Genomic DNA, 21511 nt, shown 5'->3' on the forward strand with positions numbered 1-21511 from the left:
CATGGACAGAACGCCTCCCGTACCGCCCGCGGCCGCCGCCCCTCCGGGGCCGGCGCCGGCGACCTCCCGGCAGTGGCGCGGCATCATCGAGGAGTACCGCGACCGGCTGCCGGTGGGCCCGGACACCGAGGTCGTGAGCCTCCGCGAGGGCGGCACCCCGCTCGTACCGGCCCGCGTCCTCTCCGAGCGGACCGGCTGCGACGTACACCTCAAGGTCGAGGGCGCCAATCCGACCGGCTCCTTCAAGGACCGGGGCATGACGATGGCCATCACGGAGGCGAAGGCGGCCGGCGCACAGGCCGTCATCTGTGCCTCCACGGGCAATACGAGCGCCTCGGCCGCGGCGTACGCGGTGCGGGCCGGCATGGTGTGCGCCGTGCTCGTGCCCCAGGGGAAGATCGCCCTGGGGAAGATGGGGCAGGCGCTCGTGCACGGCGCCAAGATCCTTCAGGTGGAGGGGAATTTCGACGACTGCCTGACGCTTGCGCGCGGGCTCTCGGAGAAGTACCCCGTCGCACTGGTGAATTCGGTGAACCCGGCCCGTATCGCGGGTCAGAAGACGGCGGCCTTCGAGGTCGTCGACATGCTCGGGGACGCCCCGGACATCCATGTGCTGCCGGTCGGCAACGCGGGCAACATCACTGCGTACTGGAAGGGCTACCGCGAGTACGCGGACCGTACGACGGGCGGTCCCGCCACCCGTACCCCGGTGATGTGGGGGTACCAGGCGTCGGGCGCGGCGCCCATCGTGCTGGGCGAGCCGGTGCGGGAGCCGAGCACGATCGCCACCGCGATTCGCATCGGCAACCCCGCGTCCTGGCAGCAGGCGGAGCGCGCGCGTGACGACTCCGGCGGCTTCATCGACTCGGTGACCGACCGTCAGATCCTGCGTGCCTATCGGCTGTTGGCGGCGGAGGAGGGCGTCTTCGTGGAGCCCGCCTCGGCGGCCTCCGTGGCCGGACTGCTGCAGGCGACCGAGCAGGGCCTGGTCGACCCCGGGCAGCGCATCGTCTGCACCGTCACGGGCAACGGCCTCAAGGACCCGGACTGGGCCGTGGCGGGCGCCCCGCAGCCGGTGACGGTCCCGGTCGACGCGGACGCGGCGGCCGAACGGCTGGGCCTGGCGTGAACGTTGCGGCCCCGGCGGCTCCGCACGGACCGCCGGCGCCGCCCGTACGGCGGCTCCGGCCCGTACGGCAGCTCCGGCCCGTACGGCGGCGGCCCGCGCCCGTACGGCCGCCCGCGCCCGTCCCGGCGGCGCTCACGGGTGCCGCCGCGTGCCCCCGGACCCGTCCGCGGCCGCCGCGCGGATGAGCCGAGCGCACGGGCCCGCGACGACACGCTTCGTGCGCCTCCTGTGCGCCCTATGTCGCAGGTGAACCTTCCTTCGATAGGCTGGCATTCACCCCGGTCCCACACACGTACGAGAATGCGTCGGGTCAGCGACCGGTCCGGCAAGGTTGCCGCGGTCCACAGGGGGGTTGCCGCAGCCCCACTGCACGTCCTATCGAGCCGCAATCCAACGAGGAGAGTCATCGAAAGATGGCCGGTCCAGCGTTCCGCGCAGCCGCCGTACGGGTGCGTGTCCCTGCCACCAGCGCCAATCTCGGCCCCGGGTACGACTCGCTGGGCCTGGCGCTGGGCCTCTACGACGACGTGGTCGTCCGGGTCGCCGACACCGGCCTGCACATCGACATCGCGGGCGAGGGCGCGGACACCCTGCCCAGGGACGAGGACCACCTGCTCGTACGGTCGCTGCGCACCGCGTTCGACCTGCTCGGCGGGCAGCCGCGGGGCCTCGAGGTGGTGTGCGCGAACCGCATCCCGCACGGCCGCGGCCTGGGGTCGTCGTCGGCGGCGATCTGCGCGGGCATCATCGCCGCTCGCGCGGTCACGACCGGGGGCGAGGCGCGGCTCGACGACCGGGCGCTGCTCGAGCTCGCCACCGAGATCGAGGGGCACCCGGACAACGTCGCGGCGTGCCTGCTCGGCGGGTTCACGCTGGCGTGGAGCGAGTCGGGGGTGGCGCGCGCGATCCGTATGGCACCCGCGGAGTCGATCGCCCCGGTGGTCTTCGTGCCGGCGCACCCGCTGCCCACCGAAACGGCGCGCGGGCTGCTCCCGCGTACCGTTCCGCACGTGGACGCGGCGGCCAACGCGGGCCGCGCGGCGCTCCTCGTCGAGGCGCTGACCAGGCGTCCCGAGCTGCTGCTGCCGGCCACCGAGGACCGGCTGCACCAGGAGTACCGGGCGCCGGCGATGGAGGAGAGCATCGCGCTGGTGAACCGGCTGCGCTCGGACGGCGTGCCCGCGGTGATCTCCGGGGCCGGGCCGACGGTCCTGGCGCTCGCCGAGGACGGCGCGGCGGACAAGATCGCGCGACTGGCGGGGAAGAACTGGACAGCGAACCGTCTGGCGCTCGACACCACGGGTGCCAGCGTGCTGCCGCTCAACGCGGGCGGCACATCTCAGTGACACCTGATTGCCGGTCTTCGAGAGGGGGAATGTTTGTTGGATCCGGTAGTGTTAACCTCAAGTCTGCACTCGCAGTCTCCAGGGTCGTACCACTGGCCCGTAGAGTGCGGTGCACGGTGTCCCTGTCAGGGATCACCCCTTCTTCCGGGAGCCTCCCACACTGCCTGAGCAGCCTGCCGAGCAGTGATGTGCACGCTCCGGAACTGGCGTGATGGATCCATGTCAAACAGGATCGCGCCGAACCATGAACTGATTTCTCCGCCACAGACATAGGCGGAACCACCGCCCCGGCCCGGTTCGCATCGGAGGGACCGCAGCCGGACAGCACAACCGGTCGCCGAGCCAGACAGGCCGACGCCCGCTCCAGGGAAGGACCCTTCGTGAGCGACACCACCGATCTGATGGGCGTGAACCCCGACAGCACCGCTGCCGACGCGTCCGCCACGGACGCTCCTGCCGCCCCCAAGCGGCGGCGTTCGGGCACCGGGCTCGAGGGCATGGTCCTGGCCGAGCTCCAGCAGGTTGCCTCCGGCCTCGGCATCAAGGGCACCGCGCGCATGCGCAAGAGCCAGCTGATCGAGGTCATCAAGGAGAAGCAGGCGGGCGGAGGTGCGGCTTCGGGCACCGCCTCCGCGACCGCGCCCGCTGACGAGGCCAAGCAGACCAAGACCGCCGCCGGCGACACCGCCGCCGAGTCGAAGCCGAAGCGCCGTGCGACGTCCAAGTCGCGTACGGGCGAGTCCGAATCGGACGCGGGCGAGCAGTCCGCGGCCCAGCAGCAGATCGACATTCCGGGCCAGCCCGCCGACGAGCGCCGCAGCCGCCGCGCCAAGGGCGACGGCAAGGCAGAGGCCGCCGCGGACACCGCCGAGGGCAGGACCGAGGCGCCCCGGCAGGACGCCCAGGACGCCGACGCCAAGGGCTCCGACGGAGCCAGGAGCGACGGCAAGGGCGGCGACGGCGGCAAGGGCGACGCGCGCGGCGACGCCGGCAAGCAGCAGGACCGCCCGTCCAAGCGCGACCGCCAGCGGGACCGGGACCGGGACCGCAACCGCAACAAGAACGCCGACGGCGGCGGCCAGCAGAGCCAGGGCGGCGGCGGTGGCGGCGGCAACCGCCGCGACGAGGACGACTTCGAGGGCGGCCGCCGCGGCCGCCGGGGCCGTTACCGCGACCGCCGGGGCCGTCGCGGCCGCGACGACTTCGCGGGCGGCGGCGAGCCGCAGGTCTCCGAGGACGACGTGCTGATCCCGGTCGCGGGCATCCTCGACATCCTCGACAACTACGCCTTCGTGCGGACCTCCGGCTACCTGCCGGGCCCGAACGACGTGTACGTCTCGCTCGCCCAGGTCCGCAAGAACGGCCTGCGCAAGGGCGACCACGTCACCGGAGCGGTGCGGCAGCCCCGCGAGGGGGAGCGGCGCGAGAAGTTCAACGCGCTCGTCCGTCTCGACTCGGCGAACGGCGTGACGCCCGACGGCGGCAAGGCCCGCCCGGAATTCAACAAGCTCACTCCGCTCTACCCGCAGCAGCGGCTGCGGCTGGAGACCGACCCGGGCGCGCTGACGACGCGGATCATCGACCTGGTGTCGCCCATCGGCAAGGGGCAGCGCGGGCTGATCGTGGCCCCGCCGAAGACCGGCAAGACCATGATCATGCAGGCGATCGCCAACGCGATCACCACCAACAACCCCGAGTGCCACCTGATGGTCGTCCTCGTGGACGAGCGTCCGGAAGAGGTCACCGACATGACGCGGTCGGTGAAGGGCGAGGTCATCTCCTCGACCTTCGACCGCCCCGCCGAGGACCACACCACGGTCGCCGAGCTGGCCATCGAGCGGGCCAAGCGGCTGGTGGAGCTGGGCCACGACGTCGTCGTGCTGCTGGACTCGATCACCCGCCTGGGCCGCGCGTACAACCTCGCGGCGCCGGCGTCCGGCCGCATCCTGTCCGGCGGTGTCGACTCGACCGCGCTGTACCCGCCGAAGCGGTTCTTCGGCGCCGCGCGGAACATCGAGGACGGCGGCTCGCTGACGATCATCGCCACGGCGCTGGTGGAGACCGGCTCGCGCATGGACGAGGTCATCTTCGAGGAGTTCAAGGGCACCGGAAACCTGGAGCTCAAGCTGGACCGGAAGCTCTCGGACAAGCGCATCTTCCCGGCGGTGGACGTGGACGCGTCCTCCACCCGCAAGGAAGAGATCCTGATGGGCAGCGAGGAGCTCGGTGTCGTCTGGAAGCTCCGCCGGGTGCTGCACGCCCTCGACCAGCAGCAGGCAGTCGAGCTGCTGCTGGACAAGATGAAGCAGACCAAGTCGAACGCGGAGTTCCTGCTCCAGATCCAGAAGACGACGCCGACGCCGGGCAACGGCGGCGACTGACGGACGGCGGACGGAGTCCGGCGCAGCGTGCCGAAGCTTGGGAGGCCCCCGGGGCCGAGCAATGCGAGGGGCGCAGTGAGAGCGGGGCTCCAGAAGACGACGCCGACGCCGGGCAACGGCGGCGACTGACGCTCCGAGAGGGCTGACGGACGGCGGTGACTGAGGCTGCGGCCTCACTCGAACGGCGCAGGCGAGGGCCGCCCCACCACACCGGTGGGGCGGCCCTCGCGTTGCGTCCCGGACCACGCAACCCGCTCGGCTGAGAGCTTGACCACAGCCCGCACCCCCGCCCGTACGGACTGGACTCGCCGCGCGCGGGTACGTCGTCGCAGGTAGAAGGGATAACACACCCTGTTGGCACGGGCGGTCCGGACGATCTTGGTTATCTGGTCTTCATCACGCGTTGTGCGACCGTTCCCCACGACATCGCGTCAGAGGTCACGAAGGTCTGGCGGACCAGCCGAGAGGGAAGAGAAGAGACGATGGCGGACGAGGACAGCACCGGCGGGTACGGCGCGGCAGCGGGCCGCTCCGGGGGCCGCCGGCGCAGGCCCCGATCGGCCCGGCGCCGGGCTCTCACGGCGCTGGTCTGGACGACGGCCGGGATGGTCCTCCTCGGCGGCCTCGGCCTCGGCTTCGTCTATTTCAAGCTGAACGGCAACATCTCGGGCATCGACATCAACGCCGCGCTCGGCACCGACCGCCCCGAGGACACCGGGAACGGCTCGATGGACATCCTCGTCATGGGCTCGGACTCGCGCTCCGGGGACAACGCCAGGTTCGGCGGCGACGACAACGGCACGGCCCGCGCCGACACGGCGATGATCGTCCACGTCAACAAGGACCGCGACAAGGCGAGCATCGTCTCGATACCGCGCGACACGATGGTCCAGCGCCCCAGCTGCGACAAGGGCGAGGGCAAGACGGCGCCCGCCGCGCGGCAGGCGATGTTCAACGAGTCGTACCAGGTCGGCGGCCCCGCCTGCGCCGTCAAGACCGTGGAGTCGATGACCGACATCCGCATGGACCACTACATCGAGGTGGACTTCTCCGGCTTCAAGAACCTGATCGACACGCTCGGCGGCGTCGATGTCACCGTGCGGAAGCCGATCAAGGACAAGGACAGCCACCTCGACCTGTCCGCCGGCACGCACAGCCTGAACGGCGAGCAGTCGCTCGGTCTCGTACGCACCCGGCACGCCGTCGGGGACGGCAGCGACCTGGGGCGCATCCAGCTCCAGCAGGCGTTCATCAGGGCGCTGATGGACCAGGTCAACAGCATCGGGCTGTTCGGCAACCCCAAGAAGCTGTTCGACCTGGCCGACACCGCGACCTCCTCGCTGACCACCGACTCCGAGCTGGACTCGGTCGGCGATCTGACGGGGCTGGCGAAGACGCTCAAGGGCATCAAGTCGGACGACATCCGGATGGTGACGATGCCGGTGGAGTACGACCCGGCGAACCCGAACCGGGTGCTGCCGATGGAGCGCAAGAGCCGGCAGGTGTGGACGGCGGTCAAGCACGACCGGCCGATACCGAAGTCCGCCACCAAGAACACCGCCGGTGACGAGAGCGACATAGACGGAGTCGTGCGCTAGGGGCCGCCGACGGGCTCGTTCTCCTGGAATAAACCGTTCCGCACCCCGGTTTTGGGGGGTACGGCCAGTAGTGGCAGACTGGTACGTCGGCTCCGGTTCACGCGACGCAATCCGCATCGCGACCCGGCGCCCTCCCGAACCTAGGAGACACCTTGAAGCGCGACATCCACCCCGATTACGTGGAGACCCAGGTCAGCTGCACCTGCGGAGCCTCGTTCACGACCCGTAGCACCGTGGCGGAGGGCGCCATCCGCGCCGACATCTGCTCCGAGTGCCACCCGTTCTACACGGGCAAGCAGAAGATCCTCGACACCGGCGGCCGTGTGGCCCGCTTCGAGGCCCGCTTCGGCAAGAAGGCCGGGTCCGGCTCGAAGTAGCGACCCGACAGCGCCGGTCCTCCGCCGCCCGACCGAGGGCGGCCGGACCGGCGCTTTTTTGCCCACTCGCACCGGCACCGGCACACCGTCCAGACAAGGGAAGACACGATGTTCGAGGCGGTTGAGGAACTGATCGGCGAGCACGCCGACCTCGAGAAGCAGCTCGCCGACCCGACGATCCACGCCGACCAGGCACGCGCCCGCGCGCTCAACAAGCGGTACGCCGAGCTGACCCCCGTGATCGCCGCCTACCTCGCCTGGAAGCAGACCGGGGACGACATCCGTACGGCCCGCGAACTGGCCGCCGACGACCCGGAGTACGCCGCCGAGTTCACCGCGGAGGTCAAGGACCTGGAGGCGCGGCGGGAGGAGCTGACCGAGCGGCTGCGGCTGCTGCTCGTCCCGCGCGACCCCAGCGACGACAAGGACGTCATCCTCGAGGTCAAGGCCGGCGAGGGCGGCGACGAGTCCGCGCTGTTCGCCGGCGACCTGCTGCGGATGTATCTGCGGTACGCCGAGCGCACCGGCTGGAAGACCGAGCTGATCCAGTCGAACGAGTCGGATCTCGGCGGCTACAAGGACGTGCAGATCGCGGTCAAGGCCAAGGCGGGCGCCGAGCCCGGCCAGGGAGTGTGGGCCCGGCTCAAGTACGAGGGCGGGGTGCACCGCGTGCAGCGGGTGCCCGCCACCGAGTCGCAGGGCCGTATCCACACCTCCGCGGCCGGCGTCCTGGTGCTGCCCGAGGCCGAGGACGTGGACGTCGAGATCAGCCCCAACGACCTGCGGATCGACGTCTACCGCTCGTCCGGGCCCGGCGGCCAGTCCGTCAACACCACCGACTCGGCGGTGCGCATCACGCACGAGCCGACCGGCATCGTCGTCTCGTGCCAGAACGAGAAGAGCCAGCTCCAGAACAAGGAGCAGGCCATGCGGATCCTCCGCGCCCGGCTGCTCGCCGCGGCCCAGGAGGAGGCGGAGAAGGAGGCGTCGGACGCCCGCCGCAGCCAGGTACGTACGGTGGACCGGTCGGAGCGCATCCGTACGTACAACTTCCCGGAGAACCGGATCTCCGACCACCGGGTCGGCTTCAAGGCGTACAACCTGGACCAGGTGCTCGACGGTGAACTGGATCCGGTGATCCAGGCATGCGTCGACGCCGACTCGGCTGCCAAGCTGGCAGCTTCGCAGTAAGCGCTGGACTGACGGATTGGGTGGAGGACACCAGAAGTGCAGCCATCTCCCGGAGGGCAACACGACCCTCAGCTTCGCCGCGGGACGTACGCGCAGTCCGTGCTGCTCGCCGAGGTGGCGCAGGCCACGCAGCGGCTGGCGGACGCCGGAGTCGCGTCGCCGCGTTTCGACGCGGAGGAGCTCGCGGCGTTCGTACACGGCGTCAAGCGCGGTGAGCTGCACCGCGTGGGCGACGCCGACTTCGACGCGCGGTACTGGGAGGCGGTGGCCCGGCGCGAGGCGCGCGAGCCGTTGCAGCACATCACGGGGCGCGCGTTCTTCCGGTACCTCGAACTCCAGGTGGGCCCCGGGGTGTTCGTGCCGCGCCCGGAGACCGAGTCCGTGGTCGGCTGGGCGATAGATGCGGTACGCGCCATGGACTCGGCCGAGCCGCTGATCGTCGACCTGTGCACCGGCTCCGGCGCCATCGCGCTCGCGCTGGCCCAGGAGGTGCCCCGGTCGCGGGTGTACGCGGTGGAGCTGGACGAAGGCGCGTACGGCTGGGCCCGCAGGAACACCGAGGGCTCGCGGGTCACGCTGCGGCACGGGGACGCGCTGAACGCCTTCCCCGAACTCGACGGCCAGGTCGATCTCGTCATCGCGAACCCGCCCTACATCCCGCTCACCGAGTGGGAGTATGTGACCCCGGAGGCCCGCGACCACGATCCCCAGCTGGCGTTGTTCTCCGGGGAGGACGGTCTCGACGTCATCCGCGGACTGGAGCGCACGGCACACCGGCTGCTGCGGCCCGGCGGCGTCGTGGTCGTGGAGCACGCCGACACCCAGGGGGGCCAAGTGCCGTGGATCTTCGCGGATGACCGCGGCTGGGCGGACGCCGCCGACCACCCGGACCTGAACAACCGCCCCCGATTCGCCACAGCACGCAGGGAGGTGCCGTAGATGGCACGCCGTTACGACTGCACGGACGCGACGGACCGCAGGTCCGGTCTGCGCGAAGCCGCCTCGGCGGTGCGCCGCCGCGAGCTCGTCGTGCTGCCGACGGACACCGTGTACGGCATCGGCGCCGACGCGTTCAGCGCGGAGGCCGTCGGCGATCTGCTGGAGGCCAAGGGGCGCGGCCGTGGCATGCCGTCGCCGGTGCTGGTCGGTTCGCCGAACACGCTGCACGGGCTCGTCACCGACTTCTCCGAGCTCGCGTGGGAGCTCGTGGACGCCTTCTGGCCGGGCGCGCTGACCCTGGTCGCGAACCACCAGCCGTCGCTCACCTGGGACTTGGGCGAGACCCGCGGCACCGTCGCCGTACGGATGCCGCTGCACCCGGTGGCCCTCGAACTGCTCACGGAGTTCGGCCCGATGGCCGTCTCGTCCGCGAACCTGACCGGGCACCCGGCGCCGCAGGACTGCGACGCCGCGCAGGAGATGCTCGGCGAGTCCGTCTCCGTCTATCTGGACGGCGGCCCGACCGCCGAGCCGGTGCCGTCCTCGATCGTCGACGTGACGGGCCGCGTGCCGGTGCTGCTGCGCGCGGGCGCGATCAGCGCGGAGGAGCTGCGCAAGGTCGTACCGGACCTCGAGGTGGGGAATTGACGACCCCGCCCGACGGGCGTGGCATACCGGCACAGGCTGAACACCCCGGAAACACCGGACCCGACGTCTTCCGGATCCTCCACGTCTCCACCGGCAACGTCTGCCGCTCGCCCCTCACCGAGCGGCTGACCCGCCATGCCCTGGCGGACCGGCTCGGCGGCGCCCGCAGCGGCGGCATCGTGGTGGAGAGCGCCGGCACCTGGGGCCACGAGGGCGCGCCGATGGAGGAGCACGCCGCGGCGGTGCTGCTGGAGCACGGCGCGGACCCGGCCGGCTTCCTCGCCCGCGAGCTGCTGGACGAGCACGTCATACGGGCCGACCTGGTGCTCACCGCCACCCGGGACCACCGGGCGCAGGTCATCTCGATGGGGCACTCCGCGGGGCTGCGTACGTTCACGCTCAAGGAGTTCACTCGGCTCGTACGCGCGATAGACCCCGCCACGCTGCCCGCGCCCCGTACGGCGGTGAGCGTGGTGGAGCGGGCGGGCGCGCTCGTACAGGCGGCGGCGGCGCTGCGGGGGTGGCTGCTGGCGCCGAGCCCGGAGGCGGACGAGATCTACGACCCGTACGGTGCGCCCATCCCGTACTTCCGGAGTGTGGGCGACGAGATCAGCCAGGCGCTGGACCCGGTGGTGACGGCGCTCACGGGAGTGCCGGCGCGTACGTAGCGCGGGCCGGCCGCGTACGGGGGAAGGCCGCGTGCGGCACGCGGAAAGCACACAGAACAGCACGTGGAACGGCACACGTTTCACGGCACACAGAACCGAATCCGGCTGGCGGGTGTCTTAGAGTTGTGGGCCTGAGTTGCCGGCGAGACCCCTGGGGAGCCCGTGCGTGAATATCTGCTGACGCTGTGCGTCACGGCCGCGGTGACTTATCTGCTGACCGGGCCGGTGCGGAAGTTCGCCATCGCGGCGGGCGCGATGCCGCAGGTCCGGGCGCGCGACGTGCACCGCGAGCCGACGCCGAGGCTCGGCGGTATCGCCATGTTCGGCGGGCTCTGCGCGGGGCTGGTGGTCGCCTCGCAACTCACCAACATCGGCGAGGTGTTCACGCTTTCCGATGAACCCCGCGCGCTGCTCTCCGGCGCCGGGCTGATCTGGCTGCTCGGCGTGCTGGACGACAAGTGGGGCGTGGACGCCCTGGTCAAGCTCGGCGGCCAGATGATCGCCGCGGGCGTGATGGTGCTGCAGGGCCTGACGATCCTGTGGCTGCCGGTGCCCGGTGTCGGGAACGTCGCGCTGACGCCGCTGCAGGGCACGCTGCTGACCGTCGCGCTGGTCGTGATCACGATCAACGCCGTCAACTTCGTGGACGGCCTCGACGGCCTCGCCTCGGGGATGGTCTGCATCGCCGCCGCGGCGTTCTTCATGTACGCCTACCGGATCTGGTACGGCTACGGCATCGAGGCCGCCTCTCCCGCGACGCTCTTCGCGGCCATCCTGATGGGCATGTGCCTCGGCTTCCTCCCGCACAACATGCACCCCGCCCGTATCTTCATGGGCGACTCCGGGTCGATGCTGATCGGGCTGGTGCTGGCGGCCGGTGCGGTGTCCATCACGGGCCAGGTCGACCCCGACCTGATGGTCGAGCACGCGGGCTCGGAGCGCTCCGCGGTGCACACGAACGTGCCGCTGTACATGCCCGCGCTGCTGCTGCCGCTGACGATCATCGCGGTGCCGATCGCGGACCTGGTGATGGCGATCGTACGGCGGACCTGGAACGGGCAGTCGCCGTTCGCCGCCGACCGCGGGCATCTGCACCACCGGCTGCTGGAGATCGGGCACTCGCACAGCCGGGCCGTGCTGATCATGTACTTCTGGTCGGCGCTGATCGCCTTCGGCGCGGTGGCCTTCTCCGTACAGTCGTCCAGCCTTGTGATCGTTCTCATGGTGGTGCTGCTGAGCGCCATGGGGCTGATGATCCTGCTGCTGCCGCGGTTCACGCCGCGGGTGCCGGACTGGGCCCGGCGGCTGGTGCCGCCGCGCTACCGGCGCGCCCCGGCGGCCGACGGGGCGGCGGCGCACGCCGAAGTCCCGGCGGGCGAACGGGAGTCGGCCGGCGCGGGGGAGCCGGCCCCGGTCACGGGCGGCGCCAACGGCGGTGGCCCGCGTACGCGTACGGGTGCCAGGCCCGCCGCCGGAGCGGGCGCCGGAGCGACCGCGGAGGAGCGGGAGCCCGCGCTCGCGGGGCTGCACGGCTCGACGGCCATCGGCGACCGAGCCCGCTTCACACGGCGCCGGAAGATCGATAGCGCTTCGTAACGTAAAGGGGAACGGGGTCCGGGCGGCGCGGAGATGAAGCGCAGCAAAGCGGACAAACGGTCTGGGGCCTGCGAGTTCACACCCGCCCGCACGGTCGTGTGAGGTGCAGCACACTGGCAGGTAAAGACCTCATCAAATAGTTTGTGATACCGTTCACGAAACCCGGTGACAGACCGAAGGACCGCAGTGCGACGGTCCTCCGGCGGACGGGCGTCCCTCGAGGACGGCGTCCTCCATGCCGGGGATACGCTCGTCAGCGACGACAGACGCCCCCGACTCCCCGGAGTAATTCCCGTGCAGCCGAACGATGCTCGCATGTTGCTTCACTGCGCCGTGCCGACCGCCCTCGCGGGCGTGGTGGGCGCGGTCGTGAGCGGAGTGTTCGCGGGGGGCAAGGGTGCGATCGGCGGGTTCTTCGGCGCCGTCGTCGTGGTCCTTTTCATGGGACTCGGCCTTTTCGTACTGCAAAGGGTCGCGAAGTCCTATCCCCATCTCTTCCAGGCCATGGGCCTGTTGCTCTACACCACGCAGATCCTGCTGCTCGCGATCGTCCTCGCGCTGTTCAAGGACACCACGCTGTTCGACACCAAGTCGTTCGGGCTGACGCTGCTCGGCGCCACCCTGGTGTGGGTTGCCGCACAGGGCAGGGCGCACATGAAGGCGAAGATCCTTTATGTCGATCCCGACAGCACGGACGACGGTGACACGACCGCCAAAGCCTCTGCGACGGGGGCGAATTCATGATCGACAGGGGCGGGACGAGGGGACGCCCGGGCAACTGCTATGGTCCGTTCCCAACTGCGGCGCAGCAGGTGCAGACGGCTGATTTGTCGTGCTCCACGGCATGGGACGGACAGCCCCGCTCACTGATCAGCCGCCGCCACATTCGCAAGACCAGTCCAGTGCCGTTCCGCGGCCCCGCGCCGCGCCGACACATCGAGGTAGCCGTATCCATGCGCCATGCAGAAGGAGCTCGCGGTGAGTGCTGACCAGACGCTTGCCTTCGAGACCGATTGCCACATCTTCGATGGATGCGGCTTCAGTACCGTTTCGCCGGGCTTGCACTCCTTCGTCTTTAAACCGCTCTTCGAGGTCGGCGGGTTCGAGTTCAACAAGGCGATGCTGCTGGCCTTGCTGGGCTCCGTGGCGATCGTCTGGTTCTTCTGGGCGGCTTTCGCCAAGCCGAAGGTGGTCCCGGGCAAGCTGCAGATGGTCGGCGAGGCGGGTTACGACTTCATCCGCCGCGGGGTCGTCTACGAGACGCTCGGAAAGAAAGAGGGCGAGAAGTACGTACCGCTCGTCGTCGCGCTGTTCTTCTTCATCTGGATCATGAACCTCTGGTCCGTGATCCCGTTGGCGCAGTTCCCCGTGACGTCGATCATCGCCTTCCCCGCGGTGCTGGCGGCCATCGTCTACATCCTCTGGGTCTCGCTGACCTTCAAGAGGCACGGATTCGTCGGCGCGTTCAAGAACTTCACCGGCTACGACAAGTCACTCGGTCCGGTGCTGCCGCTGGCCATGACGATCGAGTTCTTCTCCAACCTGCTGGTGCGGCCGTTCACTCACGCGGTCCGGCTCTTCGCCAACATGTTCGCCGGGCACCTGCTGATCGTGATGTTCACCATCGCAACCTGGTACCTGCTGAACGGGTTCGGCATCGCCTACGCCGGCGTCTCGTTCCTGATGGCCGTCGTGATGACCGCGTTCGAGCTGTTCATCCAGGCCGTCCAGGCGTACGTCTTCGTCCTCTTGACCTGCACCTACATCCAAGGCGCGCTCGCCGAGCACCACTGAGCCCCTACCCCCGACCAACCGAACTTCCGGTGGCCAACCCCCATCGGATCGTGAAAGAGAAGGAAGAACCGGCATGTCCGCTCTCCAGACCATCGCTGCCAGTGGCGTCGAAGGCCACATCGGCTCCATCGGCTACGGCCTCGCCGCCATCGGCCCTGGCATCGGCGTCGGCATCGTCTTCGGTAACGGCACCCAGGCCCTGGCCCGCCAGCCCGAGGCCGCCGGGCTGATCCGGCAGAACCAGATCCTCGGTTTCGCCTTCTGTGAGGCCCTGGCCCTCATCGGCATCGTGATGCCGTTCGTCTACTGAGGTAGCCGAACGACTACCCTTTTTCGACGAAAGGCACTGATGTGATCGCCCTGGTACAGACGGCGGCCGAGGAACAGAATCCCCTCGTCCCGCCGGTCCCCGAGCTCGTCATCGGCCTGATCGCCTTCGGCATCGTCTTCTTCTTCCTCTGGAAGAAGCTCCTTCCGAACATCAACAAGGTTCTGGAAGAGCGCCGAGAGGCCATCGAGGGCGGCATTGAGCAGGCCAACGACGCCAAGCTCGAGGCACAGCAGACGCTCGACCAGTACAAGGCGCAGCTCGCCGAGGCACGGCACGAGGCCGCGCGGATGCGCAGCGAGGCCGAGCAGCGCGGTGCCGACCTGATCGCCGAGATGCGCGCGGAGGGTCAGCGGCAGCGCGAGGAGATCATCGCTGCCGGGCACGCCCAGATCGAGGCCGACCGCAAGCAGGCCGCGCAGGCGCTCCGCCAGGACGTGGGCAAGCTCGCGACCGAGCTGGCCGGCAAGCTGGTCGGGGAGTCTCTCGAGGACCACGCACGGCAGAGCCGTACGATCGACCGCTTCCTTGACGAGCTCGAGGAGAACGCTCAGTCGACGGCGGGGTCCACCGGAGCCGCACGATGAACGGAGCGAGCCGCGAGGCACTGGCTGCCGCACGCGAGAACCTGAACGCGCTGACGGACAGCACGTCCGCCGACGCGACGGCGCTCGCCGACGAGCTGGCCGCCGTCACCGCGCTGCTCGACCGCGAGGTGTCGCTGCGCCGGGTCCTGACCGACCCGGCGCAAGGCGGGGAGGCCAAGGCCGAGCTGGCCGGGCGCCTGCTGAGCGGGCAGGTCGGCGGCTCTGCCACCGACCTGGTGTCCGGCATGGTGCGGTCCCGCTGGTCGCGGTCCCGCGACCTGGTGGACGCGCTGGAGGAGCTGGCGGACACCGCCGACCTCATCGCGGCCGAGCGTGCGGGCACGCTGGAGGACGTGGAGGACGAGCTGTTCCGGTTCGGCCGGACCGTCGCCTCCTCGGCCGATCTGCGGGCGGCACTGACCAGCCGTACGGCCACGGCGTCGGCACAGACCGAGCTGCTGCACACGCTGCTGGGCGGCAAGGCCAGGCCCGCGACCGAGCGGCTGGTGACGCGTCTTGTGAGTCAGCCGCGTGGACGTAGCCTGGAGGGTGGGCTCGAGGCCCTCTCGAAGCTGGCGGCGGAACGCCGGGACCGTTCGGTCGCGGTCGTCACCTCCGCGGTGCCGCTCAGCGACCGGCAGAAGGAGCGTCTGAGCGCGGCGCTCGCCACGCTGTACGGGCGTCAGGTGCACCTCAACCTCGACGTGGACCCCGACGTCCTCGGCGGGATCGCGGTGCGCGTCGGCGACGAGGTCATCAACGGCTCCATCGCGGACCGCCTCGAAGAGGCACAGCGGCGGATGGCCGGCTGACGGCACGAGCCGCACACCAACTCAACAAGCATGACCAGCGGCCCGAGTTGGGCCGTATCAAGGGACCTTCTGGGCACGGCCCAGAACCCGAGGCAACTTACGGGCCCAACAAGGAGAGCAGGGAACCCAGATGGCGGAGCTCACGATCCGGCCGGATGAGATCCGGGACGCGCTGGAGAACTTTGTCCAGTCGTACACGCCGGACGCGGCCTCGCGCGAAGAGGTCGGGACGGTCAGCGTTGCCGGCGACGGCATCGCGAAGGTCGAGGGACTTCCCTCGGCCATGGCTAACGAACTGCTGAAGTTCGAGGACGGCACCCTCGGCCTCGCCCTCAACCTCGAAGAGCGCGAGATCGGTGCGGTGGTCCTCGGGGAGTTCAGCGGTATCGAGGAGGGCCAGCCGGTGCAGCGCACCGGTGAGGTGCTGTCGGTCCCCGTCGGCGAGGGGTACCTCGGCCGCGTCGTGGACCCGCTGGGCAAGCCGATCGACGGACTCGGCGAGATCGAGTCCGAGGCCAACCGCGCCCTCGAGCTGCAGGCGCCGACGGTCATGGACCGCAAGTCGGTGCACGAGTCGATGGAGACGGGCTACAAGGCCGTCGACGCGATGACCCCGATCGGCCGCGGCCAGCGTCAGCTGATCATCGGCGACCGGCAGACCGGCAAGACCGCGCTCGGTGTCGACACGATCATCAACCAGCGTGACAACTGGCGTACCGGCGACCCGGACAAGCAGGTCCGCTGCATCTACGTGGCGATCGGCCAGAAGGGCTCCACCATCGCGTCCGTACGCGGTGCGCTGGAGGAGGCCGGTGCGCTCGAGTACACGACGATCGTCGCGGCTCCCGCGTCCGACCCGGCCGGCTTCAAGTACCTGGCGCCGTACACCGGTTCGGCCATCGGCCAGCACTGGATGTACCAGGGCAAGCACGTCCTGATCATCTTCGACGACCTCTCCAAGCAGGCCGACGCCTACCGCGCGGTCTCCCTGCTGCTGCGCCGCCCGCCGGGCCGCGAGGCGTACCCGGGCGACGTCTTCTACCTGCACTCCCGGCTGCTGGAGCGCTGCGCGAAGCTCTCCGACGGCATGGGTGCGGGCTCGATGACCGGTCTGCCGATCGTCGAGACGAAGGCGAACGACGTCTCGGCGTTCATTCCGACCAACGTCATCTCCATCACCGACGGCCAGTGCTTCCTGGAGTCCGACCTGTTCAACGCGGGCCAGCGCCCGGCGCTGAACGTCGGCATCTCGGTCTCCCGAGTCGGCGGCTCCGCCCAGCACAAGGCGATGCGGCAGGTCTCCGGACGGCTCCGCGTCGACCTGGCGCAGTTCCGTGAGCTGGAGGCGTTCGCCGCCTTCGGTTCCGACCTGGACGACGCCTCGAAGGCCTCCCTGGCCCGCGGTCAGCGGATGGTCGAGCTGCTGAAGCAGCCGCAGTACGCGCCGTTCTCCACCGAGGACGAGGTCGTCTCCATCTGGGCCGGCACCACCGGCAAGATGGACGACGTGCCGGTCGAGGACATCCGCCGCTTCGAGCGCGAGATGCTGGACTACCTGCACCGCGAGCACAAGTCGCTGATGACCAGCATCGTCGAGGGCGGCAAGATGTCCGACGACACGATCCAGTCGCTGGACGACGCGGTCACCGCCTTCAAGAAGCAGTTCGAGACGGCGGACGGCAAGCTGCTGGGCGAGGACTGAGCATGGGTGCCCAGACCCGGGTCTACAAGCGACGGATCAAGTCCGTCACTGCGACCAAGAAGATCACCAAGGCGATGGAGATGATCGCCGCCTCGCGCATCGTCAAGGCGCAGCGCAGGGTGGCGGCCTCCGAGCCGTACGCGACGGAGCTCACACGCGCCGTCACGGCGGTGGCCTACGGCTCGAACACCGAGCACTGGCTGACCACCGAGGTGGAGCGCCCGACCCGGGCCGCGGTGCTGCTCGTCACGAGCGACCGCGGACTGGCCGGTGGTTACAACTCCAACGCCATCAAGCAGGCGGAGCACCTGACCAACCGGCTCATCGGTGAGGGCAAGGAGGTCGTGCACTACGTCGTCGGCCGCAAGGGCGTGGCGTACTACGGCTTCCGGAACCGCGCGGTCCAGGAGTCCTGGACCGGCTTCACCGACAGCCCGTCGTACGCCGACGCGAAGATGGTCGCGGAGCCGCTGATCGAGTCGATCAAGGCGGACACCGCGGCCAAGGGCGGCGTGGACGAGCTGCACATCGTCTACACCGAGTTCTTCTCGATGATGACGCAGAGCCCGGTGGACAAGCGGATGCTGCCACTCACCTTCGCCAAGTCCGCGGAGGACTCGGCCGAGGTGCTGCAGCGCGGCAAGGAGATCCTGCCGCTGTACGACTTCGAGCCGTCGGCCGACGACGTACTCGACGCGCTGCTCCCGCGGTACGTCGAGAGCCGCATCTACAACGCGCTGCTGCAGTCCGCCGCCTCCAAGCACGCCGCCACACGGCGTGCGATGAAGTCGGCGACCGACAACGCCGAAGAGCTCATCAAGTCGCTCACGCGGCTTGCCAACGCGGCCCGACAGGCCGACATCACCCAGGAAATCAGCGAGATCGTCGGTGGTGCCAGCGCGCTGGCCGACGCTTCCGCGGGGAGTGACAGGTAATCATGACTACCTCTGTTGAGACGGCCCCAGAGGTCGTCGGCGCGACGGGCCGCGTCGCGCGGGTCATCGGCCCGGTGGTCGACGTGGAGTTCCCCGTCGACGCGATGCCGGAGATCTACAACGCGTTGACCGTCGAGATCGCCGACCCGGCCCAGGACGGCAAGAAGAAGACCCTGACCATGGAGGTCGCCCAGCACCTCGGTGAGGGCGTGGTCCGCGCGATCGGCATGGAGCCGACCGACGGCCTGGTCCGCCAGGCGCCGGTGACCAACACCGGCGAGGGCATCACCGTGCCCGTCGGCGACGTCACCAAGGGCCGGGTGTTCAACACCCTGGGCAAGATCCTGAACGAGCCGGAGGCCGAGTCCGAGGTCACCGAGCGCTGGCCGATCCACCGCAAGGCCCCGGCGTTCGACCAGCTCGAGTCGAAGACCGAGATGTTCGAGACCGGTCTGAAGGTCGTCGACCTGCTGACCCCGTACGTCAAGGGCGGCAAGATCGGCCTGTTCGGCGGCGCGGGTGTGGGCAAGACCGTCCTCATCCAGGAAATGATCATGCGTGTGGCGAAGCTGCACGAGGGCGTTTCCGTGTTCGCCGGCGTCGGTGAGCGCACCCGTGAGGGCAACGACCTCATCGACGAGATGACCGAGTCCGGGGTGCTGCCGCAGACCGCGCTCGTCTTCGGTCAGATGGACGAGCCGCCGGGCACCCGCCTCCGGGTCGCGCTGGCCGGTCTGACCATGGCGGAGTACTTCCGCGATGTGCAGAAGCAGGACGTGCTGTTCTTCATCGACAACATCTTCCGCTTCACCCAGGCCGGTTCCGAGGTCTCCACGCTGCTCGGCCGCATGCCCTCCGCGGTGGGCTACCAGCCGAACCTGGCCGACGAGATGGGCGTTCTCCAGGAGCGCATCACCTCGACCCGCGGTCACTCGATCACCTCGATGCAGGCGATCTACGTGCCCGCTGACGACCTCACCGACCCGGCGCCGGCGACCACGTTCGCGCACCTCGACGCCACCACGGTGCTGTCGCGTCCTATCTCCGAGAAGGGCATCTACCCGGCGGTCGACCCGCTGGACTCGACGTCCCGGATTCTGGACCCGCGTTACATCTCGCAGGACCACTACGACTGCGCCTCGCGCGTCAAGGGGATCCTGCAGAAGTACAAGGACCTCCAGGACATCATTGCCATTCTCGGTATCGACGAGCTCGGCGAAGAGGACAAGCTGGTCGTCAACCGCGCCCGCCGGATCGAGCGCTTCCTGTCGCAGAACACGCACGCGGCGAAGCAGTTCACCGGTCTGGACGGATCGGACGTGCCGCTGGACGAGTCGATCGCCGCGTTCAACGCGATCGCCGACGGTGACTTCGACCACTACCCGGAGCAGGCGTTCTTCATGTGCGGTGGCCTGGAGGACCTCAAGGCCAACGCCAAGGAGCTCGGCGTCTCCTGACCCGTACGCCCCGCGGCGGGGGCGGGTCCTTTAGACCGCCCCCGTCCGCACCCCCTATTCTTTTCCCCATCCCAGTCTGAGGAGCCACTGTGGCTGAGCTGCACGTCGAGTTGGTCGCCGCGGACCGCAAGGTCTGGTCGGGCGAGGCCAGCCTGGTCATCGCGCGGACCACGTCGGGTGATATCGGCGTCATGCCCGGTCACCAGCCGCTGCTGGGTGTCCTGGAGACGGGCTCGATCACGATCCGTACGACGGGCGAGAGCGGCGAGGGCACGGTGGTTGCCGCCGTGCACGGCGGTTTTATCTCGTTCTCCGACGACAAGCTCTCGCTCCTCGCGGAGATCGCGGAGCTGTCCGACGAGATCGACGTGCAGCGCGCCGAGCGGGCGCTGGAACGGGCCAAGGCGGAGGCGGACGCCGCCGCCGAGCGGCGCGCGGACGTACGTCTGCGCGCGGTGGCGGGTGCCCGCTGACGCAGGGAGAAGAGGACACGACCCTCAGCCGCGGACCGCACTGGAATTCTCCAGGGCGGTCCGCGGCTGAAGGCATACAGGTGCGGTTGACTCATCCGCAGCCCGAGACGGAGCGAGGAGGTCGGTGAAGATGGTCCTCGCACTGCTGCTGTGCGGCGCGGTCCTGCTGCTGGTGCTGGTGGGGCTGTTCGTTTTCGGGCTGCGCCGGAGACTGATCCAGCGCTCTGGCGGAACGTTCGACTGCTCGCTGCGCTGGGACGTTCGCGACGCGGAGGAAGGCGAACCGGACGGCAAGGGCTGGGTCTACGGCGTCGCCCGCTACAACGGCGACCGCGTCGACTGGTTCCGCGTCTTCTCGTACGCGCCCCGCCCCCGCCGCACCATGGAGCGCGGCCGCATCGAGGTGTTGGCCCGCCGGATGCCGAGCGGCGAGGAGGAGCTGGCGCTGCTGTCCGGCCAGGTGGTGCTGGGGTGTGCGCTGCGCGGCGTACGCGTGGAGCTGGCGATGAGCGAGGACGCGCTCACCGGCTTCCTGGCCTGGCTGGAGGCGGCTCCGCCCGGTCAGCGGGTGAACGTGGCGTAACGGTACGCCACCGCGCGTACGCGCGCCCGCGTAGCCCGTGGCCGTACGCGCGCCCGCGGCCGTACGACCCTGCCCGCGCGCTTCCGGGCGCACCGCCCGGCGGGCGCCTCCGTACGACCATCCCCGCGCTCGCCGTGCTGACGCAGCCGAGCGCCAGCCACTGCACCGGCAGCAGGTGCTCGCCCAGCACGACGGTCCCCGCGACGCCCGCGACCGCCGGTTCGAGGCTCGTCAGCACGCCGACGGTGCCGGTCGGCAGCCGGCGCAGCGCGGCGAGCTCCAGGGAGTACGGCAGCACCGCGGAGAGCACGGCCACGGCCAGCCCGGTGAGCAGCACCTCCGGTGCCAGCAGCGCGCCGCCGCTGTCCGCCACCCCGAGAGGCACGGTCAGCACCGCCGCCCATGCCACCGCCAGGGCCAGCGGCCCGCCGTCCGCGCTGCGCGCGCCCGCCCGGCTGCTCAGCACCAGGTACAGGGCCATCGAGGCGCCGGAGGCCAGCGCGAGGAGTACCCCGGCCGGCGGGAACGCCGTGGCGCCGTGCGAGTGGAACAGCCACACGCCGCACCCGGCGAGCAGCGCGCAGCCCGCCTCGCGGGCCCTGCGCGAGGTGAGCAGCGCGAGCGCGACCGGGCCGAGCAGCTGGAGGCTGCTGGCGAGCCCGAGGGGGAGTCGGCTCATCGCCGGATAGATCAGGTTCATGCCTGCTATGGCCGTCCCGAAGCCGAGGACGAGCCGCAGCTCGGACCGGTCGCGGGGGAGCCGCGGCCGGTGGAGGAGGAGCAGCAGCGCGGCGGCCATGCCGAGGCGCAGCGCCACCACGCCCGGCGGCCCCACCGTGTCGAACAGGGACTTCCCGACGGCCTGGCCGAACTGCGTGCAGAGCACGGCGCCGAGCATGAGCAGGGGAGCGGTGGACCTGGTGGCGGGCATGGGGCCAGCCTCGGCCGCCCGTACCGTTAACGTCCA

At 70.0% G+C, this 21511-nt stretch carries 21 protein-coding genes; 20 read left to right on the top strand and 1 reads right to left on the bottom strand.

All coding sequences use genetic code 11. The features are described from left to right. The first annotated feature begins 1 nt into the window (after position 1). The 20 genes from thrC (at position 2) to DVA86_RS20590 (ending at position 20544) form a co-directional block, all read left to right on the top strand. Positions 2-1129: a threonine synthase gene (gene thrC, locus DVA86_RS20495; protein ID WP_208880323.1), complete on the top strand. Its 1128-nt coding sequence runs from the start codon at positions 2-4 to the stop codon at positions 1127-1129. 413 nt (positions 1130-1542) lie between these two features. Then, a complete protein-coding gene (gene thrB, locus DVA86_RS20500; RefSeq protein WP_208880325.1) occupies positions 1543-2475 on the top strand; it encodes a homoserine kinase in 933 nt (310 codons plus the stop codon). 380 nt (positions 2476-2855) lie between these two features. Next, positions 2856-4856, top strand: coding sequence for a transcription termination factor Rho (rho, locus tag DVA86_RS20505; protein ID WP_208880327.1), 2001 nt, complete (start codon positions 2856-2858; stop codon positions 4854-4856). Positions 4857-5338: 482 nt separating this feature from the next. Next, a complete protein-coding gene (locus tag DVA86_RS20510; protein WP_208880329.1) occupies positions 5339-6454 on the top strand; it encodes an LCP family protein in 1116 nt (371 codons plus the stop codon). A gap of 152 nt (positions 6455-6606) precedes the next feature. Then, the gene (gene rpmE / locus DVA86_RS20515) at positions 6607-6831 is read left to right on the top strand and encodes a 50S ribosomal protein L31 (RefSeq protein ID WP_208880331.1); all 225 of its coding nucleotides are present in this window, start codon (positions 6607-6609) and stop codon (positions 6829-6831) included. A gap of 108 nt (positions 6832-6939) precedes the next feature. Then, the gene (prfA, locus tag DVA86_RS20520) at positions 6940-8022 is read left to right on the top strand and encodes a peptide chain release factor 1 (RefSeq protein ID WP_208880333.1); all 1083 of its coding nucleotides are present in this window, start codon (positions 6940-6942) and stop codon (positions 8020-8022) included. Positions 8023-8121: 99 nt separating this feature from the next. Further along, positions 8122-8961, top strand: a complete 840-nt coding sequence (gene prmC / locus DVA86_RS20525; RefSeq protein WP_208880335.1) for a peptide chain release factor N(5)-glutamine methyltransferase — start codon at positions 8122-8124, stop codon at positions 8959-8961. Further along, positions 8962-9609, top strand: a complete 648-nt coding sequence (locus DVA86_RS20530; protein ID WP_208880337.1) for an L-threonylcarbamoyladenylate synthase — start codon at positions 8962-8964, stop codon at positions 9607-9609. Beyond that, a complete protein-coding gene (locus tag DVA86_RS20535) occupies positions 9606-10277 on the top strand; it encodes an arsenate reductase/protein-tyrosine-phosphatase family protein (RefSeq protein ID WP_208880339.1) in 672 nt (223 codons plus the stop codon). Before DVA86_RS20530 ends, DVA86_RS20535 begins: the two co-directional genes overlap by 4 nt. 162 nt (positions 10278-10439) lie before the next feature. Continuing rightward, positions 10440-11873, top strand: a complete 1434-nt coding sequence (locus DVA86_RS20540) for an MraY family glycosyltransferase (RefSeq protein ID WP_208880341.1) — start codon at positions 10440-10442, stop codon at positions 11871-11873. A 294-nt stretch (positions 11874-12167) separates the two neighbouring features. Continuing rightward, positions 12168-12617 carry a Cg1360 family ATP-synthase-associated protein gene (locus DVA86_RS20545; protein ID WP_208880343.1) on the top strand — a complete coding sequence of 150 codons (450 nt, stop codon included), beginning with the start codon at positions 12168-12170 and terminating at the stop codon, positions 12615-12617. Between the two features lie 216 nt (positions 12618-12833). Beyond that, complete coding sequence (gene atpB / locus DVA86_RS20550; protein WP_208880344.1) at positions 12834-13667, top strand: F0F1 ATP synthase subunit A; 834 nt, start codon at positions 12834-12836, stop codon at positions 13665-13667. A gap of 73 nt (positions 13668-13740) precedes the next feature. Continuing rightward, positions 13741-13977, top strand: a complete 237-nt coding sequence (gene atpE, locus DVA86_RS20555) for an ATP synthase F0 subunit C (protein ID WP_208880346.1) — start codon at positions 13741-13743, stop codon at positions 13975-13977. A 41-nt stretch (positions 13978-14018) separates the two neighbouring features. Further along, entirely contained in the window at positions 14019-14582 is a 564-nt protein-coding gene (locus DVA86_RS20560) for a F0F1 ATP synthase subunit B (protein WP_208880348.1), read from the top strand. Beyond that, positions 14579-15394 (top strand): F0F1 ATP synthase subunit delta, encoded by an 816-nt coding sequence (locus DVA86_RS20565; RefSeq protein ID WP_208880350.1) that lies wholly within the window; start codon positions 14579-14581, stop codon positions 15392-15394. The genes DVA86_RS20560 and DVA86_RS20565 overlap by 4 nt, the downstream gene beginning before the upstream one ends. A 130-nt stretch (positions 15395-15524) precedes the next feature. After that, positions 15525-17096 carry a F0F1 ATP synthase subunit alpha gene (gene atpA, locus DVA86_RS20570; protein ID WP_208880352.1) on the top strand — a complete coding sequence of 524 codons (1572 nt, stop codon included), beginning with the start codon at positions 15525-15527 and terminating at the stop codon, positions 17094-17096. A 2-nt stretch (positions 17097-17098) separates the two neighbouring features. Beyond that, positions 17099-18031: a F0F1 ATP synthase subunit gamma gene (locus tag DVA86_RS20575; protein WP_208880354.1), complete on the top strand. Its 933-nt coding sequence runs from the start codon at positions 17099-17101 to the stop codon at positions 18029-18031. 2 nt (positions 18032-18033) lie between these two features. Continuing rightward, positions 18034-19488, top strand: a complete 1455-nt coding sequence (atpD, locus tag DVA86_RS20580) for a F0F1 ATP synthase subunit beta (protein WP_208880356.1) — start codon at positions 18034-18036, stop codon at positions 19486-19488. Positions 19489-19577: 89 nt separating this feature from the next. Further along, positions 19578-19961: a F0F1 ATP synthase subunit epsilon gene (locus DVA86_RS20585; RefSeq protein WP_208880357.1), complete on the top strand. Its 384-nt coding sequence runs from the start codon at positions 19578-19580 to the stop codon at positions 19959-19961. A gap of 130 nt (positions 19962-20091) precedes the next feature. Further along, the gene (locus tag DVA86_RS20590) at positions 20092-20544 is read left to right on the top strand and encodes a DUF2550 domain-containing protein (RefSeq protein ID WP_208880359.1); all 453 of its coding nucleotides are present in this window, start codon (positions 20092-20094) and stop codon (positions 20542-20544) included. Here DVA86_RS20590 and DVA86_RS20595 read toward each other — a convergent pair. Beyond that, positions 20483-21475 carry an EamA family transporter gene (locus tag DVA86_RS20595; RefSeq protein WP_245996822.1) on the bottom strand — a complete coding sequence of 331 codons (993 nt, stop codon included), beginning with the start codon at positions 21473-21475 and terminating at the stop codon, positions 20483-20485. The genes DVA86_RS20590 and DVA86_RS20595 overlap by 62 nt on opposite strands. Positions 21476-21511 lie beyond the last annotated feature (36 nt).

Source organism: Streptomyces armeniacus (assembly GCF_003355155.1).
Classification (GTDB): domain Bacteria; phylum Actinomycetota; class Actinomycetes; order Streptomycetales; family Streptomycetaceae; genus Streptomyces; species Streptomyces armeniacus.

Coding starts and splice junctions, on each gene's coding strand:
- DVA86_RS20575 (WP_208880354.1), top strand. CDS start 17,099: ATGGGTGCCCAGACCCGGGTCTACAAGCGACGGATCAAGTCCGTCACT.
- atpA (WP_208880352.1), top strand. CDS start 15,525: ATGGCGGAGCTCACGATCCGGCCGGATGAGATCCGGGACGCGCTGGAG.
- DVA86_RS20565 (WP_208880350.1), top strand. CDS start 14,579: ATGAACGGAGCGAGCCGCGAGGCACTGGCTGCCGCACGCGAGAACCTG.
- DVA86_RS20590 (WP_208880359.1), top strand. CDS start 20,092: ATGGTCCTCGCACTGCTGCTGTGCGGCGCGGTCCTGCTGCTGGTGCTG.
- thrB (WP_208880325.1), top strand. CDS start 1,543: ATGGCCGGTCCAGCGTTCCGCGCAGCCGCCGTACGGGTGCGTGTCCCT.
- DVA86_RS20530 (WP_208880337.1), top strand. CDS start 8,962: ATGGCACGCCGTTACGACTGCACGGACGCGACGGACCGCAGGTCCGGT.
- prfA (WP_208880333.1), top strand. CDS start 6,940: ATGTTCGAGGCGGTTGAGGAACTGATCGGCGAGCACGCCGACCTCGAG.
- DVA86_RS20510 (WP_208880329.1), top strand. CDS start 5,339: ATGGCGGACGAGGACAGCACCGGCGGGTACGGCGCGGCAGCGGGCCGC.
- atpB (WP_208880344.1), top strand. CDS start 12,834: ATGCAGAAGGAGCTCGCGGTGAGTGCTGACCAGACGCTTGCCTTCGAG.
- DVA86_RS20595 (WP_245996822.1), bottom strand. CDS start 21,475: ATGCCCGCCACCAGGTCCACCGCTCCCCTGCTCATGCTCGGCGCCGTG.
- atpD (WP_208880356.1), top strand. CDS start 18,034: ATGACTACCTCTGTTGAGACGGCCCCAGAGGTCGTCGGCGCGACGGGC.
- thrC (WP_208880323.1), top strand. CDS start 2: ATGGACAGAACGCCTCCCGTACCGCCCGCGGCCGCCGCCCCTCCGGGG.
- atpE (WP_208880346.1), top strand. CDS start 13,741: ATGTCCGCTCTCCAGACCATCGCTGCCAGTGGCGTCGAAGGCCACATC.